General features: G+C 66.9%; 14 protein-coding genes. 7 read left to right on the top strand and 7 right to left on the bottom strand.

Annotated elements, in window-relative coordinates:
• Nucleotides 1-30 precede the first annotated feature (30 nt).
• The 5 genes from AC50YA_RS18385 to AC50YA_RS18365 form a co-directional block, all read right to left on the bottom strand.
• The gene (locus tag AC50YA_RS18385; protein ID WP_494983657.1) at nucleotides 31-933 is read right to left on the bottom strand and encodes an aldose 1-epimerase family protein; all 903 of its coding nucleotides are present in this window, start codon (nucleotides 931-933) and stop codon (nucleotides 31-33) included.
• A complete protein-coding gene (gene araA / locus AC50YA_RS18380) occupies nucleotides 930-2,450 on the bottom strand; it encodes an L-arabinose isomerase (RefSeq protein ID WP_494983656.1) in 1,521 nt (506 codons plus the stop codon). Before araA ends, AC50YA_RS18385 begins: the two co-directional genes overlap by 4 nt.
• A gap of 47 nt (nucleotides 2,451-2,497) precedes the next feature.
• The gene (locus AC50YA_RS18375) at nucleotides 2,498-3,205 is read right to left on the bottom strand and encodes an L-ribulose-5-phosphate 4-epimerase (RefSeq protein ID WP_494983655.1); all 708 of its coding nucleotides are present in this window, start codon (nucleotides 3,203-3,205) and stop codon (nucleotides 2,498-2,500) included.
• Nucleotides 3,202-4,935 (bottom strand): ribulokinase, encoded by a 1,734-nt coding sequence (gene araB, locus AC50YA_RS18370; RefSeq protein WP_494983654.1) that lies wholly within the window; start codon nucleotides 4,933-4,935, stop codon nucleotides 3,202-3,204. Before araB ends, AC50YA_RS18375 begins: the two co-directional genes overlap by 4 nt.
• A gap of 112 nt (nucleotides 4,936-5,047) precedes the next feature.
• On the bottom strand, nucleotides 5,048-6,070 hold the full coding sequence (locus AC50YA_RS18365) for a LacI family DNA-binding transcriptional regulator (RefSeq protein ID WP_494983653.1): 1,023 nt from the start codon (nucleotides 6,068-6,070) through the stop codon (nucleotides 5,048-5,050).
• Between the two features lie 119 nt (nucleotides 6,071-6,189).
• On the opposite strand from AC50YA_RS18365, the gene AC50YA_RS18360 reads away from it, so the two are divergent.
• A complete protein-coding gene (locus tag AC50YA_RS18360; RefSeq protein ID WP_494983652.1) occupies nucleotides 6,190-6,525 on the top strand; it encodes a hypothetical protein in 336 nt (111 codons plus the stop codon).
• Nucleotides 6,526-6,605: 80 nt separating this feature from the next.
• On the opposite strand, the gene AC50YA_RS18355 is transcribed toward AC50YA_RS18360, so the two are convergent.
• The gene (locus AC50YA_RS18355) at nucleotides 6,606-7,355 is read right to left on the bottom strand and encodes a LysR family transcriptional regulator substrate-binding protein (RefSeq protein WP_494983651.1); all 750 of its coding nucleotides are present in this window, start codon (nucleotides 7,353-7,355) and stop codon (nucleotides 6,606-6,608) included.
• Nucleotides 7,356-7,478: 123 nt separating this feature from the next.
• Here AC50YA_RS18355 and AC50YA_RS18350 point away from each other — a divergent pair, with 123 nt between their 5' ends.
• Nucleotides 7,479-7,883 (top strand): DUF5997 family protein, encoded by a 405-nt coding sequence (locus AC50YA_RS18350; protein ID WP_160675920.1) that lies wholly within the window; start codon nucleotides 7,479-7,481, stop codon nucleotides 7,881-7,883.
• A gap of 153 nt (nucleotides 7,884-8,036) precedes the next feature.
• On the opposite strand, the gene AC50YA_RS18345 is transcribed toward AC50YA_RS18350, so the two are convergent.
• The gene (locus AC50YA_RS18345) at nucleotides 8,037-8,417 is read right to left on the bottom strand and encodes a VOC family protein (RefSeq protein ID WP_494983650.1); all 381 of its coding nucleotides are present in this window, start codon (nucleotides 8,415-8,417) and stop codon (nucleotides 8,037-8,039) included.
• A gap of 156 nt (nucleotides 8,418-8,573) precedes the next feature.
• Here AC50YA_RS18345 and AC50YA_RS18340 point away from each other — a divergent pair, with 156 nt between their 5' ends.
• From AC50YA_RS18340 to AC50YA_RS18320, 5 genes are all read left to right on the top strand, one after another.
• Entirely contained in the window at nucleotides 8,574-9,179 is a 606-nt protein-coding gene (locus tag AC50YA_RS18340) for a hypothetical protein (RefSeq protein ID WP_494983649.1), read from the top strand.
• Between the two features lie 53 nt (nucleotides 9,180-9,232).
• On the top strand, nucleotides 9,233-9,835 hold the full coding sequence (locus AC50YA_RS18335) for a DUF6919 domain-containing protein (protein ID WP_494983648.1): 603 nt from the start codon (nucleotides 9,233-9,235) through the stop codon (nucleotides 9,833-9,835).
• Between the two features lie 89 nt (nucleotides 9,836-9,924).
• Nucleotides 9,925-10,845, top strand: coding sequence for an AEC family transporter (locus AC50YA_RS18330; RefSeq protein WP_160675929.1), 921 nt, complete (start codon nucleotides 9,925-9,927; stop codon nucleotides 10,843-10,845).
• Nucleotides 10,846-10,933: 88 nt separating this feature from the next.
• A complete protein-coding gene (locus AC50YA_RS18325; RefSeq protein WP_494983647.1) occupies nucleotides 10,934-12,061 on the top strand; it encodes an L-talarate/galactarate dehydratase in 1,128 nt (375 codons plus the stop codon).
• 10 nt (nucleotides 12,062-12,071) lie between these two features.
• Nucleotides 12,072-12,776 carry a FadR/GntR family transcriptional regulator gene (locus AC50YA_RS18320; protein WP_494983646.1) on the top strand — a complete coding sequence of 235 codons (705 nt, stop codon included), beginning with the start codon at nucleotides 12,072-12,074 and terminating at the stop codon, nucleotides 12,774-12,776.
• Nucleotides 12,777-12,993 lie beyond the last annotated feature (217 nt).

The following is a 12,993-nucleotide window of genomic DNA, read 5'->3' as shown; positions in this document are numbered from 1 at the left end:
CACAGCGAATTCTCACAGTCTAGGGACGCGTCAGGTGGCGAAGATGCGCCAGGAAGCGCCGTGTGAGGCTCCGGGTTTGAGCCACACAAGGTCCGTCCCGGTGTTGAACGCGTCCGGCGGGCAGGTCATCGGTTCGACGGCGAGCCCCAGCCGGGTGGGCAGCGGCGGTTCCGTGTCCCCGGTGTAGAGCTGCACCCAGCCGCAGCTGCGGTCCCAGGCCATGCCGACGGCGGTGCCGCCCGGGTCCCGGACCACCACGCGGGCCTCCCCTCCGCCGTCGAACGCAATATCCGTGAAGGCATGGTCGATCGCCGTGGGGCCAATAACGCGGCCCTCGCGGAAGTCATAGTCGTGCCCCGCAACCGGGCGGGTGGCAAGCGGCAGCAGCCTGTCGGCCGTCACCTCTAGGAAGGTACCTGCGGGGACCTCCAGGCTCCATTCGTCCAGCGGCGCCGGCCCTGCCAGTAGATAGGGGTGGGGGCACACGCCGTAGGGCGCGGCCCGCTCCCCCACATTGGCTGCGGTCACGGCAGTGTGCAGGCCGTCGCTGTCCAGCCGGTAGCAGGCCGTGATGGTCAACGCGAAGGGGTAGCCCGGCGTCGGCCCGATGCTGCTGGACATCGTGAGCGCGGACTCTGTCCGGGCCTCCAGCGTCCAGTCGAGCTCGGGCGTGAAGCCGTGCAGGGCGCACTGCCGGGCCGGTTCGTTCACCGGTACCCGGTAGTCCACGCCGTCAAAGGCATACTTCCCGTCGGGGATCCGGTTTGGCCAGGGCGCGACGACAACGCCGCGGAAGTGTGGGTTGGGCCCGCCGGCCGGGAACGGGACCACGAGGTCCCGTCCCCCGTGCTGCAGCACACGCACCGCCGCTCCCCGCGCGGTAATCAGCGCGGTGTACTGCCCGTACCGAAGCCCGTATTCGGCTCCGTTCACAGCCCGCCGGCCAGCTTGTAGTAGGCGGCGTTCCAGGCGAGTTCCTTCTTGAAACCGCGGATGGTGGTGCCGTCGTCAATGGTCAGCAGCTCCGTTTGGGCGATCTCGGCGAAGTCCTCGAACACGTCCATGCCGACGGCGGTGGTCAGGACGGTATGGTGCGCGGCGCCGGCGGTAAGCCAGGCGGCGGCCGAAGTAGCGAAATCCGGTTTGGGCTGCCAGAGCGCGCGGGCCACGGGCAGGTTCGGCAGCGGCTCGTCCAAGTCCACGACGTCGACGGCGTTCGCCACGAGCCGGAATCGGTCGCGCATGTCCGAAAGGGCAACCACAACGCCAGGGCCGGCGTCGGTGTCGAAGACCATCCGCACCGGGTCTTCCTTGCCGCCGATGCCCAACGGGTGGATTTCGACGCGCGGTTTGGTGGCAGTCAGGGAGGGGCAGACCTCGAGCATGTGGGCGCCCAGGATCTTCTCTGCCCCGGGGACGAGGTGGTACGTGTAGTCCTCCATCAGCGAGGCGCCGCCCGGCAGGCCTGCACCCATGACCTTGGCCGCCCGGACCAAGATGGCGGTCTTCCAGTCGCCCTCGGCGCCGAAACCGTAGCCGTCGGCCATCAACCGCTGGACCGCCATGCCCGGCAGCTGTCGCAGCGCGCCCAGATCTTCGAAGGAGGTGGTGAACGCGGCAGAGCCGTTCGCCTCCAGGAAGCTGCGCAGCCCCAGCTCGATCCGGGCACTGTAGCGCAGCGACTCGTACCGGGCTCCCCCGGCCTTCAGCTCCGGGACCACCTCGTACAGGCGCTCGTACTCCGCAACCAGCGCGTCGACGTCGGACTCTGCGGCGCCGTGCACGGCGTCGGCGAGCTCGTTGACGGACCAGGTGTTGACGGAGACGCCGAACCGCAACTCGGCCTCGGTCTTGTCACCTTCGGTGACGGCGACGTTGCGCATGTTGTCGCCGAACCGTGTGAGCTTGAGGGTGCGGACGGCGGCCCAGCCCGCGGAGGCGCGCTGCCACGATCCCACCTGGCGGGACACCTCCGGATTGGACACGTGGCCGACGACAGTCTTGCGCGGTATGCCCAGGCGGGACTGGATGTAGCCGAACTCGCGGTCGCCGTGGGCTGCCTGGTTGAGGTTCATGAAGTCGAAGTCGATGTCCGCCCAGGGCAGCTCGACGTTGGCCTGGGTGTGCAGGTGCAGGAGCGGTTTGCGCAGCAGGTCCAGGCCCTGGATCCACATCTTGGCCGGGCTGAAGGTGTGCATCCACGCCGTCACGCCGATCACGGAATCGTCCGAGTTCGCTTCCAGCGCGGTGCGGCGGATGGCGTCGGAGTCCGTCAGCACGGGCTTCCAGACGAGCTTGACCGGAACATCCGAGGATTCGTTGAGAGCGGCGGCAATCTCCTGGGACTGGGCGGCGACCTGTTTGAGGACGTCCTCGCCGTAGAGGTGCTGGCTGCCGGTGAGGAACCAGACCTCGTAGTGGCCGAGGGACGTGCTGTTGGCGTTGGTCATGGGTTTCTCCTGTAAAAGTCGGGTGAAGTACTGGGGGTTCAGGCGGCCTAGCGGCCGTAGACGTTCTGGTAGCGGTCGTAGAGGGAGTCGATCTGGGCCGGGTCGATCGGCACGGGCTCGCCGAGTTGCCGGGAAATGTGCACGGTCCGCGCCACTTCCTCGCACATGACTGCGGCTTTCACCGCCGCTCGGGCGTCCTTGCCGATGGTGAACGGGCCGTGGTTCTGCATCAGCACCGCGGGCGAGTTGGAGTCCTGCAGCGTCTCCACGATGCCCTGCCCAATGGAGTCGTCGCCGATCAGCGCGAACGGGCCTACCGGGATGGGGCCCCCGAACTCGTCGCCCATCATGGTGAGGACGCACGGGATCGCCTCGCCCCGCGCGGCCCAGGCGGTGGCGTAGGTGGAGTGCGTGTGGACCACGCCGCCGACGTCGGGCATGTTGCGGTAGACGTACGCGTGGGCGGCGGTGTCCGACGACGGCGACAGCGGCGGGTTGCCCCAGTGGACTGTGCCGCCACTGCCGATGTTGGCGCCACTGACCGGAGTGCCGTAGAGATCCGTGACCACCAAAAGCTCGGGACTCAGGTCGTCATAGGAAACCCCCGACGGTTTAATGACCATCAGGTCGTGGCCGGGTACCCGTGCGGAAACGTTGCCTGCGGTCCAGACCACCAGCTCGTAGCGGGTCAGTTCGGCATGCAGGGCGCACACCTCGGCCCGGAGTTGGGCGATGGATTCCAGCAGCGCGCTCATGCGGAAACCCCGGCGGTGACGAGTGGGCGGACGGACCGGCGCTGGATGGCCTTGAGCCGGTGCATCACGTCGTTGGCGCCGCGGCCGAAGTAGTCATGGAGCGTCCGGTATTCCTGGAACAGCTCCTCGTAGGCGGCAACGTTCGCCGGGATGGGCGTGAAAACGGCGCCAGGTTCGGAGCCCATGGCTGCCGCTGCCGCCCGGATGTCCTGGTAGCGGCCGGCCGCCACCGCCGCGTGGATGGCGGAGCCGAGGGCCGGGCCCTGGCTGGAGCCGATGGTGGAGAGCTGCAGGCCCGTGACGTCTGCGTAGATCTGCATCAGGAGCTTGTTCTTCAGGAGCCCGCCGGCCACGATGAACTCCTTGACCGGCACGCCGGAATCGCGGAAGGCGTCCACGATGGTGCGGGTTCCAAAGGCAGTTGCCTCAAGCAGCGCCCGGTAGGTGTCTTCGGGCTTCGTGGCGAGGGTCTGGCCCACCACCACGCCGGAGAGTTCGTGGTCCACCAGCACCGATCGGTTGCCGGAGTGCCAGTCGAGGGCAATGAGCCCGTGCTCGCCGATGGCCTGTTTTGCGGCGAGTTGGGTGAGGTATTCGTGGATGCCGAGCCCGCGGGCGGAGGCGGCCTGGTGGTATTCCGGCGGGACGCCGTTCTTGGTGAACCAGCCGAAGATGTCGCCGACGCCGGACTGGCCGGCTTCGTACCCCCACAGGCCGTCCACGATGCCGCCGTCCACCACACCGCACATGCCCGGAACTTCGTGCAGTTCGGTGCCGTTCATAACGTGGCAGGTGGAGGTGCCCATGATGGCCACCAGTTGTCCAGGCTCCGTGGCCCGGGCCGCCGGGGCGGTGACGTGCGCGTCCACGTTGCCCACCGCCACAGCGATCCCCTGGGGCAGGCCGGTCCATCCGGCGGCTTCGGCCGTGAGGTAGCCCGCGGCGTCGCCCAGCCGGCCGACGGTGTGCTCCAGTTTGGTGCTGACGAAGTCCTTGAACTGCGGGTTCAGCGCGGCCAGGAAGTCCTCGGAGGGGTAGCGGCCGTCCTGGTAGATGCCCTTGTAGCCGGCGGTGCAGGCGTTGCGGACGTAGTTGCCGCAGAGCTGCCAGACGATCCAGTCGGCGGCCTCCACCCAGTGATCCATCGCGGCGTAGGCTTCCGGGTCCTCCTCCAGGAGCTGCAGTCCCTTGGCGAATTCCCATTCGGACGAGATGAGTCCGCCGTAGCGCGGGAGCCAGCTTTCGCCCCTTTCAGCCGCCAGCGCATTGATGCGGTCCGCCTGGGGCTGCGCGGCGTGGTGCCGCCACAGCTTCACATAGGCGTGCGGGCGGTTGGCAAAGCCGGCCACCTCATTCAGCGGCGTCCCGTCCGCCTTGACCGGCACCATGGTGCAGGCCGTGAAGTCAGTGGCAATGCCGACGACGGCGCCCGGGTCGATCCCGGCGTCGGCGATCGCCGCGGGGACGGCGTGGCGGAGGACGTCTCGGTAGTCGTTGGCCACCTGGAGGGCCCATTCCCCGGGAAGGCGGGCGGCTGGCCCATCGGCAACGGCCGCTACATTCGCGACATCCGCCGGGAGGACATCCGTTACCACGGCATGCGGGTAATCGAAGACCCCGCTGCCAAGTTCCTTGCCGTCCCTCACGCGGACCACCACGGCCCGCCCGGAGAGCGTGCCGTAGTCCACGCCAATGACAAAGTTTTCGGTTCCGTCCACTGAGACGTCCATCAAATCCTCCAATGTGTTCCGCAGCATTGCGAAGTCCCTCCAATTGTTAGCGCTAACAAAGAACATGTCAAGGAATTCATGCAGACGCGTTACGCAAGTGGGGCTCCGGTCCTCAGGTAAGCCGCGGCCGGGCGGCGGTGCTGTCGCGCACTACGAGCTCGGGGCCAACCACCAGGGTGCCACCGGCGGCGCCGTCCTCGACCTGGGCGCGCATCAGGTCCATGCAGCGTTTGCCGAGTTCTTCGAAGTCCTGGCGGACAGTGGTCAGCGGGGGCATAAAGTAGGCGGATTCGGGCTGGTCGTCGAAGCCGATCACGGACACATCCTCGGGTACGCGGACGCCTTTCTCGCCGAACGCCCGTAAAAGCCCCAGCGCCATCTGGTCGTTGCTGACGAACACCGCCGTGGCGTTGCGCTGCTCTGCCAGCTGCTTCCCGATCCGGTACCCACTGCCGGCGCTCCAGTCGCCCTCGACCAGGAGGTCGTCGCTCAGCCCGGCTTCCGCCAGTTCCTCGCGCCAGCCGTCAACACGGGCCTGGCCATCGATCCAGTCCAGCGGCCCCGAGACATGGCCGATCCGCTGATGGCCAAGGCTGATCAGGTGGGCAACCGCCAGGCGCGCTCCGAGCTTCTGGTCCAACATCACCCCGCACAATTGCCCATGGCCCGCTTCACCCACCACGATCACCGGCACATGCAGGTTCAGGCCTTCCAGCACCTCAAGCGTTCCGTCGTGCGGCACGATGACAATCAAGCCATCCGCACCCTGGTCCGTCAGGTGGCCCACCGCATCGGAAATGGCCTCAGCCCCGGCCCCCTTGATCGCGGCAATGCTCACGAAATAGCCAGCCTCCCGGGCGGCCTGCTGGACGCCCAGCAGCGTATTGGCCGGCCCATACTGTCCCAGTTCGGAGGCAAGGACGCCGATGGTCTGGGTGCGCCGGGTCACCAGGCTCCGCGCGGCCGTGTTGCGCCGGTAGCCCAGCTCGGCAATCGCCGCCTCGACACGCCCCCGCGTCGACGCACTGACATTCGGATGGTTGTTGATCACCCGCGAGACCGTCTGGTGGGAAACATTGGCCCGCGCTGCCACGTCTTCGAGCCGGGGCAGCCGCCGGTCGTTGTTGTTCCCCATGCGAGTTGGCCTTTCCTCCGTTTGCGGCACGTCCGCGTGACATCAAGTTACAGCAGGGTGGTGCCTTTCACAGGGCCGGCCGGCGGACCGAGACCCCAGCGGTCGGCTAGGCTGAAGTGATGAAACGCCGCCTTGCCGCCCTGTCCGCCGTCCCCTTGATGCTCCTGCTCTCCGCCTGCGGATCGGTTCAGGAAGTGGCTGAAAACGCCGCGAACGATGCCGCCTCCAAGGTGGCAACCGCAGCCTCGGACGAGGTCAAGAAGCAGGTCTGCACCGTGGTGGAGGACGGGCTGGTCAGCGTTCAGGACAAGGCATTGCTGGGCGGGCTGGTGTCCGCAGCGGACGCTGCCGGTGTGCCCGCTGAAATTACGACGCCGCTGGGCCAGATCGCCGAGGCCGGAGACCAGGTGCCGGCCGAATCAATCGCCGCACTGACGGAAGCCTGCTCGGCCTAGTTCCGGCCTTGCCGGCCGCGCCGGCAAGGCTGGCATTGCCAGCAGCCCACCATAAATTGCCGGCGGCGCCGGCAAAATTGCTAGCGCTTGCCCTTTTTCCGTGAACCCTTGCCGCGGCCCTTGTCCGGATTCGGCGCGTAGCGCTGGGCCACCTTCGGCTTCTTGACGGCCGGTCCGCGCCTGTCCGGCTTCGGTTCCTTCTTGGGCTTCTCCTGCTGGGCCGAGGGCTGCCGGGAGCTCGCCGCGGTGCGGCCGCGGACAATCCCGATGAACTCCTCAATGATGTCGTCCGTGGAATCGCTGGGCCAGGCCAGCGCGATCTCCGTGACGGGGGCACCCGTCAACCTGCGGGCCACGGTGTCCTTGACGTTGAAGTGCCTGGCCACGGACATCGGCAGGATCACGAGGCCCGCACCGGACGCCACCACTTGCATGGCCGCTTCCGGACCACCCATTTCGGCGACGTCCAGGAAAGTCTCTGCCGACAGGTCGGCCAGGGCCACTTCCTCAAACGCCGAAATCTCGTGCCCCTTGGGCGCCACCACCACGGGCTGTTCCTCATACAGGGGAATCACGTTCAGGCCCTCGCGCTCCACCGGAAGCCGGACAAAGCTGAGGTCCGCAGAACCGTCACTTAATACGGAAAGCTGGGCGCCGTCGTCGGACATAAACGACTCCAGCGGGATGTCCAGCACGCGCTCTTCCCAGCGGCGGATCCACTTGCCCGGGGTCACGCCGGCCACATAGGCGAAGCGGAGCACGCGCGGCGCCTCCTGCTCCGGTGATTCGTCGGGGCTGGCGTTCTGCGGGGATTCATTGTCTGCGGGCACGTCTTCACAGTACCGCCCGCGCGGCCCCGCAATGCCGGAATTGGGGCGGGGCTGGCTCAGGGCTGGCGCTGAGCCGCTGCGGAGCTGGTGCCTTTCAGGCAGGCAGGCAGATACCCTTGAACCATGACCTCTGCAAACTCCCAGTCCATGAAGCCGGCCACCGTTGCCAAGAAGCTTGGCATCTACCTGCCGGCAACACCGCAGGAGTTCCAGGATTCAACCATCAGCCGCGCCGATTTCGCCGAACTCCAGACCAACCCGCCGGAGTGGCTCGCGGAGCTCCGCCGCAACGGCCCGCACCCCCGCCCGGTGGTGGCCCAGAAGCTGAACGTCTCCATCAGCGGCCTGGCCCGCGGCGGTGTTGAGGAAGCGCTGACGACGGCGGAAATCACCGCGCTGCTGCAGGCTCCCCCGGCATGGCTGGTCACCGAGCGCTCCACCCACGCCGCCGTCCGCACCGAAGCCCAGCGGGTCAAGGACGAGGCTGCCAAGAAGGACGCCAAGAAGGCCCGCGCCCAGGCCGAGTAGCCTCCGCTTTCTGAGTCACCTGCGCTGGCCAAACAGCCTGCGCTTTTCATAGGCTTGTCCGCGGATCCGAACCTTGACGATTCGGTTCCGCGGACAAGCCTCTGTTGTTCCTGGTGAACTGTTATTCCTGGCGGGAAGTCAGTCCCGGCAGCGTCAGTCCTGGTGCAGCTGCACGAAGTTGCCGCAGCCGTCGTCGAAGACTGCACTGATCCCGGACGGATCCTCTGACGGTTCGCCCTGGAAGGTCACGCCCGCAGCCACCAGCCGGTTGTACTCGGCCTGCACATCCGGAACCCCGAACGTGATGGCCGCGAGCCCGGCGTCATGCAGTGCCTTCATGTAGTTTGCACCGATCGGGTTGTCGCTGGGCTCCAGCAACAGACCGACAGAACCGGCATCGGCGCCCGGATCCTTGATGATAAAAAGGTTGTACTCGGGCATCGCCATGAGTGTCTCGAACCCGAGGGTCCGGGTGTAGAAAATATGGGCGGCGGCCGGATCCTGGACATGGATGCTACACATTTTCAGTCTCATGGTCCCAAGCTACCCGGCCCGCAGCAGGCGCGGGAACCTCCAGCGCGGAAACTCTGCCGGTGCAGCCGGCCCCCATTGACCCCGGCGGCCGGAGGGGTTGCAATGGAAGGAGCAGTCCGGAATCCTGGTCCGGGCCTGACGCGGGGAGGTGCCGCAGTGCCGGCATTTGCAGAATCCGTCCTGTTTGGAGCGTTGCAGCTGGGTTTCTGGGGTGCAGTGCTGGTGTGCGCGGTGGCTGCCACGGTCCTGGCTGTCCGCCAGCATTCGACGCCGGACCCTGCCGTCCGCGCCCCGGACCCCGTGTTCTGGGACGTCTTTATGGGATCCGCTGTGGCACTTCCGGCGATCCTCATTCCCACACTCGCATCACCGTGGTCCGGCGCGGTCCTCGCTGTGCTGGGGACGGGGGCGGGAGTGGCGGCTTACCGTGGCAGTCCTCGGATCATGGCCTGGCAGTCACGCCGCCGACAGCTGCGGCAGGACCAGCCAGTTCACACCGCGGCGCAGGCTGAACATGACGCGCTCCTGTCGCGGTGGAGCCGCTACGAATTGGACCCTGCCAAGTGCATCGACTACCCGGCGATGACGGACGTCCGGCTGCCCGAGACCTCTGCTCTGATCCGCGCCATGCGGGAGGCAGATCAGCTGCGGGCGGTGCCGCACGAAGGGTACGCTCCCGCCGTCGTCCGCTTTGGCATTGCCCTGGCCGCGGCGGAACGGGCGGCCGGGATCCCGGCCGGAATCACCGCCGGCGGACATTAACTGCTGTGTCGCCGCCGCTGGAGTCCGGCGGCGGGGCGCCGTAGCATCCGAGGATGGAACCCACAGAAGCGGAAATCCGTGACCAGTTCGGCAGGCGCCTGGAGGATAAGGGGGCCTGGCGGCAGGCCATCACCCTTGCAGCGGCCGGGGAACTGACGGCGCGCTGGCTGGAGGGCAAGAGCGAGTACCAGGCCGCCACCTTCACGGTCAGCTATGACGCCGAAACTGAACCCATCGCGGCGGAGCTGTCCGCCCTAAACAGGAGCGGGCTGTTCACCAAGGAGTCCCAGCCCGGCCTGCGGACCGAAAACTCCGCCCAGCGGCAGTACGTGACCGGCTTCTGCAGTGCAGAGGCGGCCGTGGAACTCCTGGCCCTTTCCACCCGAACTGAGCTGGTGACTGTGGCGCATGCCCCGGGCGAGGCCAGCAGCGCCGCCATCCCGGTAACGCTCGACGGCGACGACGTAGTTACCGTCCTCGGCTCCAGCGAGACTCCGGTCGAGGAAGAGCAGATCCGGGACTGGGCGGACGAAACCAATGAAACACTTGCGCTGCTGCTCGCCGACTCCTGGTACGTGGAAATCCTGGATCCGGTCTGGGGCCGCAATGACGTGCTGCTGCCCGCCGTCCTCGCCGCGCTGACCGCCCTGCAGTAACCCACGGCATTTGGAAGTCGGATTTTCCGGCTCTGAGGGCAGGTGCCGGCCGTGCGGAAATTCCAATAGCTAGATAGAAGGGCTCATCTGTGGGCGGCGTCATCTCCGGAATCCTGATCGTCTCCGTCGTCATTGCCGTGGGCTATTTCGCCGCCCGGCTGCGCATCCTGGGGCCGGAAGTCCAGGGAGCGCTGACGCGTACCGCCTACTACGTCACCAACCCGGCGCTGCTGTTCACGGTGGTGGCCGGCAGTGACATCCGCGCGGCCCTGGGTACCGATGCCCCGCTCGCGCTACTCTCCGCAGCGATAGTGGGGCTTCTCTATTGGCTGGCGAGTTTCCTGTTCTTCCGGCGTCCTGCGGCGGAAACCGCCGTCGGCGCCATGGCAAGCAGCTACGCCAACGCCAACAACATCGGCATCCCGGTGTCCCTATACGCCGTGGGAACAGCGCAGCACGTGGCGCCGGTTCTCTTGGTCCAGCTCCTGGTGATGGCGCCGTTCTACCTGACTGTCCTGGGGCTGGTCTCCGGATCCAAAATCTCCTGGAAGAGGACGCTGCTGCAGCCGTTCGCCAATCCGATGATCATCGCCTCTGCACTGGGTGTGGCCGTCGCCCTGACGGGCTGGACCGCGCCGGACCTGCTGCAGAAGCCGATCGACATGCTGGCCGGCGGGGCCGTGCCCATGGTCCTGCTGGCCTTCGGACTGTCCCTCGCCGGCCGCGCCCCGCTGCAGAAGGACGACGGCCGTACCGAAACACTTGTGGCAACATTCCTAAAGATCGCCGGAATGCCGCTGATTGTGTGGGTTCTTGGCCGCTTTGTCTTCGGGCTCGAGGGCCAGCATCTCCTCGCCAGCGTGATCATGGCGGCGCTCCCCACGGCGCAGAACGTCTTCCTTTTTGCCTCCCCCTACGGCCGCGGTATGACAGTGGCCCGCGACGTCATCCTGTGCACCACCGTGCTGAGCGTGGGGGCACTCCTGGCCGTGGCCTGGCTCGTGGGATAAGCAAGTCCTACTTGTAATACAAGTTGAATACTTGTACCCTAAGCAGGAGGGCAATGCAGCCCGGACAGCCTGCTTTCGAGGAGCACCCATGAGTACCGTCGATGTCATCCGGCACGTAAAGCTATCCACTGCGCGCCTGCCGCTGGCCGTCCCCATCAGTGACGCCAAGGTATTCACCGGCCGCCAGAAACCCATGACCGAAGTGGTGTTCCTGTTCGCGGAGATCACCACGGAACTGGGCCACAGCGGTATCGGCTTCAGCTACTCCAAGCGTGCCGGCGGTCCCGCCCAGTACGCCCACGCCAAGGAGGTCGCGCAGGGGCTCCTCGGCGAGGACCCCAACGACATCGGCAAGATCTACACCAAGCTGCTCTGGGCCGGCGCCTCCGTGGGGCGCTCGGGTGTGGCCACCCAGGCCCTGGCCGCCATCGACATTGCACTCTACGACCTCAAGGCCAAGCGCGCCGGCCTCTCGTTGGCCAAGTTCCTGGGCGCCTACCGGGACTCCGTCCAGACGTACAACACCTCCGGCGGCTTCCTCAACGCCTCCCTTGATGAGGTCAAGGACCGTGCCACCGTCCTCCTTGAGGAAGGCATCGGCGGCATCAAGATCAAGGTGGGCCTGCCGGATTCCGCCGAGGACCTGCGCCGCGTGGCCGGCATCCGCGAACACATCGGCTGGGATGTTCCCCTGATGGTGGATGCCAACCAGCAGTGGGACCGCGCCACCGCCCTGCGCATGGGCCGCCAGTTAGAGCAGTTCAACCTCATCTGGATCGAAGAGCCGTTGGATGCCTACGACTTCGAGGGCCACGCGCACCTGGCCAACGTCCTGGACACGCCCATCGCCACGGGTGAGATGCTGGCGTCCGTGGCCGAGCACAAGGGCCTCATCAACGCCAACGGCTGCGACATCATCCAGCCGGACGCACCGCGCGTCGGCGGCATCACCCAGTTCCTGCGCCTTGCCGCCCTCGCGGACGAACGCGGACTCGGCCTGGCACCGCACTTCGCCATGGAGATCCACCTGCACCTCGCCGCAGCGTACCCGCGGGAGCCGTGGGTGGAGCACTTCGACTGGCTGGATCCGCTCTTCAACGAGCGCCTCGAGACGAAGAACGGCCGCATGCTGGTTCCGGACCGTCCCGGCCTGGGCGTGACCCTCAGCGACCAGGCCCGCGCCTGGACCACCGAGTCCGTGGAGTTCGGCGCGTAACCTTGAACGCATGAGCCGGAATCTGACCGCGGACCTCGCCGCCGACCTTCGCACGCGCATCGTGGACGGTGTCATCCAGCCCGGCGACAAGCTTCCCAGTGAAAACGCGCTGATGGGCGACTTCGGTGTCAGCCGCACCGTGGTGCGCTCGGCGCTGACGCGCCTCCAGGCCGAAGGGCTGGTGGAAACCGAACGCGGGCGGGGCAGCTTCGCGCTGACCCCGCCGGACGACGGCCCCCAGCCAGTCCCGGGCAGCCGCCCCGTGGCCAGCGTGGAGGACCGCCTCCATCTGCTCGAGTTCCGGATGGGCGTGGAGGCCGAGGCCGCGGCTCTGGCCGCCCGCAACCACTCCGACCGCCAGCTGAGGGCGGTCAACGCCGCCCTGGAACAGTTTGCCGCCAGCGCTGACCACCCTGGCCACGCCATGAAGTCCGACTTCGAATTCCACCGTTCCATCGCGGCCGCCTCCGGCAACCCTTTCTACTCAGATTGCCTCGCCGCCCTGGGCCAGACCATGATCGCGATGCCGCGCACCCGGCTGCTCACCGGCGTCGAACATTACGCACGGGACCACTTTGACCAGGTGGTGCACGAGCACCGGTCCATCGCCGCCGCCATCGCCGACGGCGATGAGACCGCCGCCTCGGCCGCCATGCGCAGCCACCTCGCAAATTCCCGACGGCGGTTCAAGGCTTCGGTTCGCCCGCCCGCCTAGTACTACAGTCGCGTTTGTAGTGTGGCCGCGGGTTTTGTAGTGACATTGTTGGGCGCGGTGTTGGTGTTTTCGTCGCCAGAATGAGCAGCGGATCACGTGGTGTGGGTTATGGTCTCGGGGCCATGCGATCCGTGTGAGGAGGTGTCTGATTTCGGGCAGTGAGAGTCTTACCAGTTGCTCGGAACCTGGATGTTGGCCCCCTTTTTTGAGCGGATGA

This window comes from Pseudarthrobacter sp. RHLT3-21, assembly GCF_059383495.1.
Note: the sequence above shows the minus strand (reverse complement) of the source record. Positions and strands in the feature narration are given on the sequence as shown.

Coding starts and splice junctions, on each gene's coding strand:
- araA (WP_494983656.1), bottom strand. CDS start 2,450: ATGACCAACGCCAACAGCACGTCCCTCGGCCACTACGAGGTCTGGTTC.
- AC50YA_RS18325 (WP_494983647.1), top strand. CDS start 10,934: ATGAGTACCGTCGATGTCATCCGGCACGTAAAGCTATCCACTGCGCGC.
- AC50YA_RS18335 (WP_494983648.1), top strand. CDS start 9,233: ATGGAACCCACAGAAGCGGAAATCCGTGACCAGTTCGGCAGGCGCCTG.
- AC50YA_RS18360 (WP_494983652.1), top strand. CDS start 6,190: ATGAAACGCCGCCTTGCCGCCCTGTCCGCCGTCCCCTTGATGCTCCTG.
- AC50YA_RS18350 (WP_160675920.1), top strand. CDS start 7,479: ATGACCTCTGCAAACTCCCAGTCCATGAAGCCGGCCACCGTTGCCAAG.
- AC50YA_RS18375 (WP_494983655.1), bottom strand. CDS start 3,205: ATGAGCGCGCTGCTGGAATCCATCGCCCAACTCCGGGCCGAGGTGTGC.
- AC50YA_RS18345 (WP_494983650.1), bottom strand. CDS start 8,417: ATGAGACTGAAAATGTGTAGCATCCATGTCCAGGATCCGGCCGCCGCC.
- araB (WP_494983654.1), bottom strand. CDS start 4,935: ATGGACGTCTCAGTGGACGGAACCGAAAACTTTGTCATTGGCGTGGAC.
- AC50YA_RS18365 (WP_494983653.1), bottom strand. CDS start 6,070: ATGGGGAACAACAACGACCGGCGGCTGCCCCGGCTCGAAGACGTGGCA.
- AC50YA_RS18320 (WP_494983646.1), top strand. CDS start 12,072: ATGAGCCGGAATCTGACCGCGGACCTCGCCGCCGACCTTCGCACGCGC.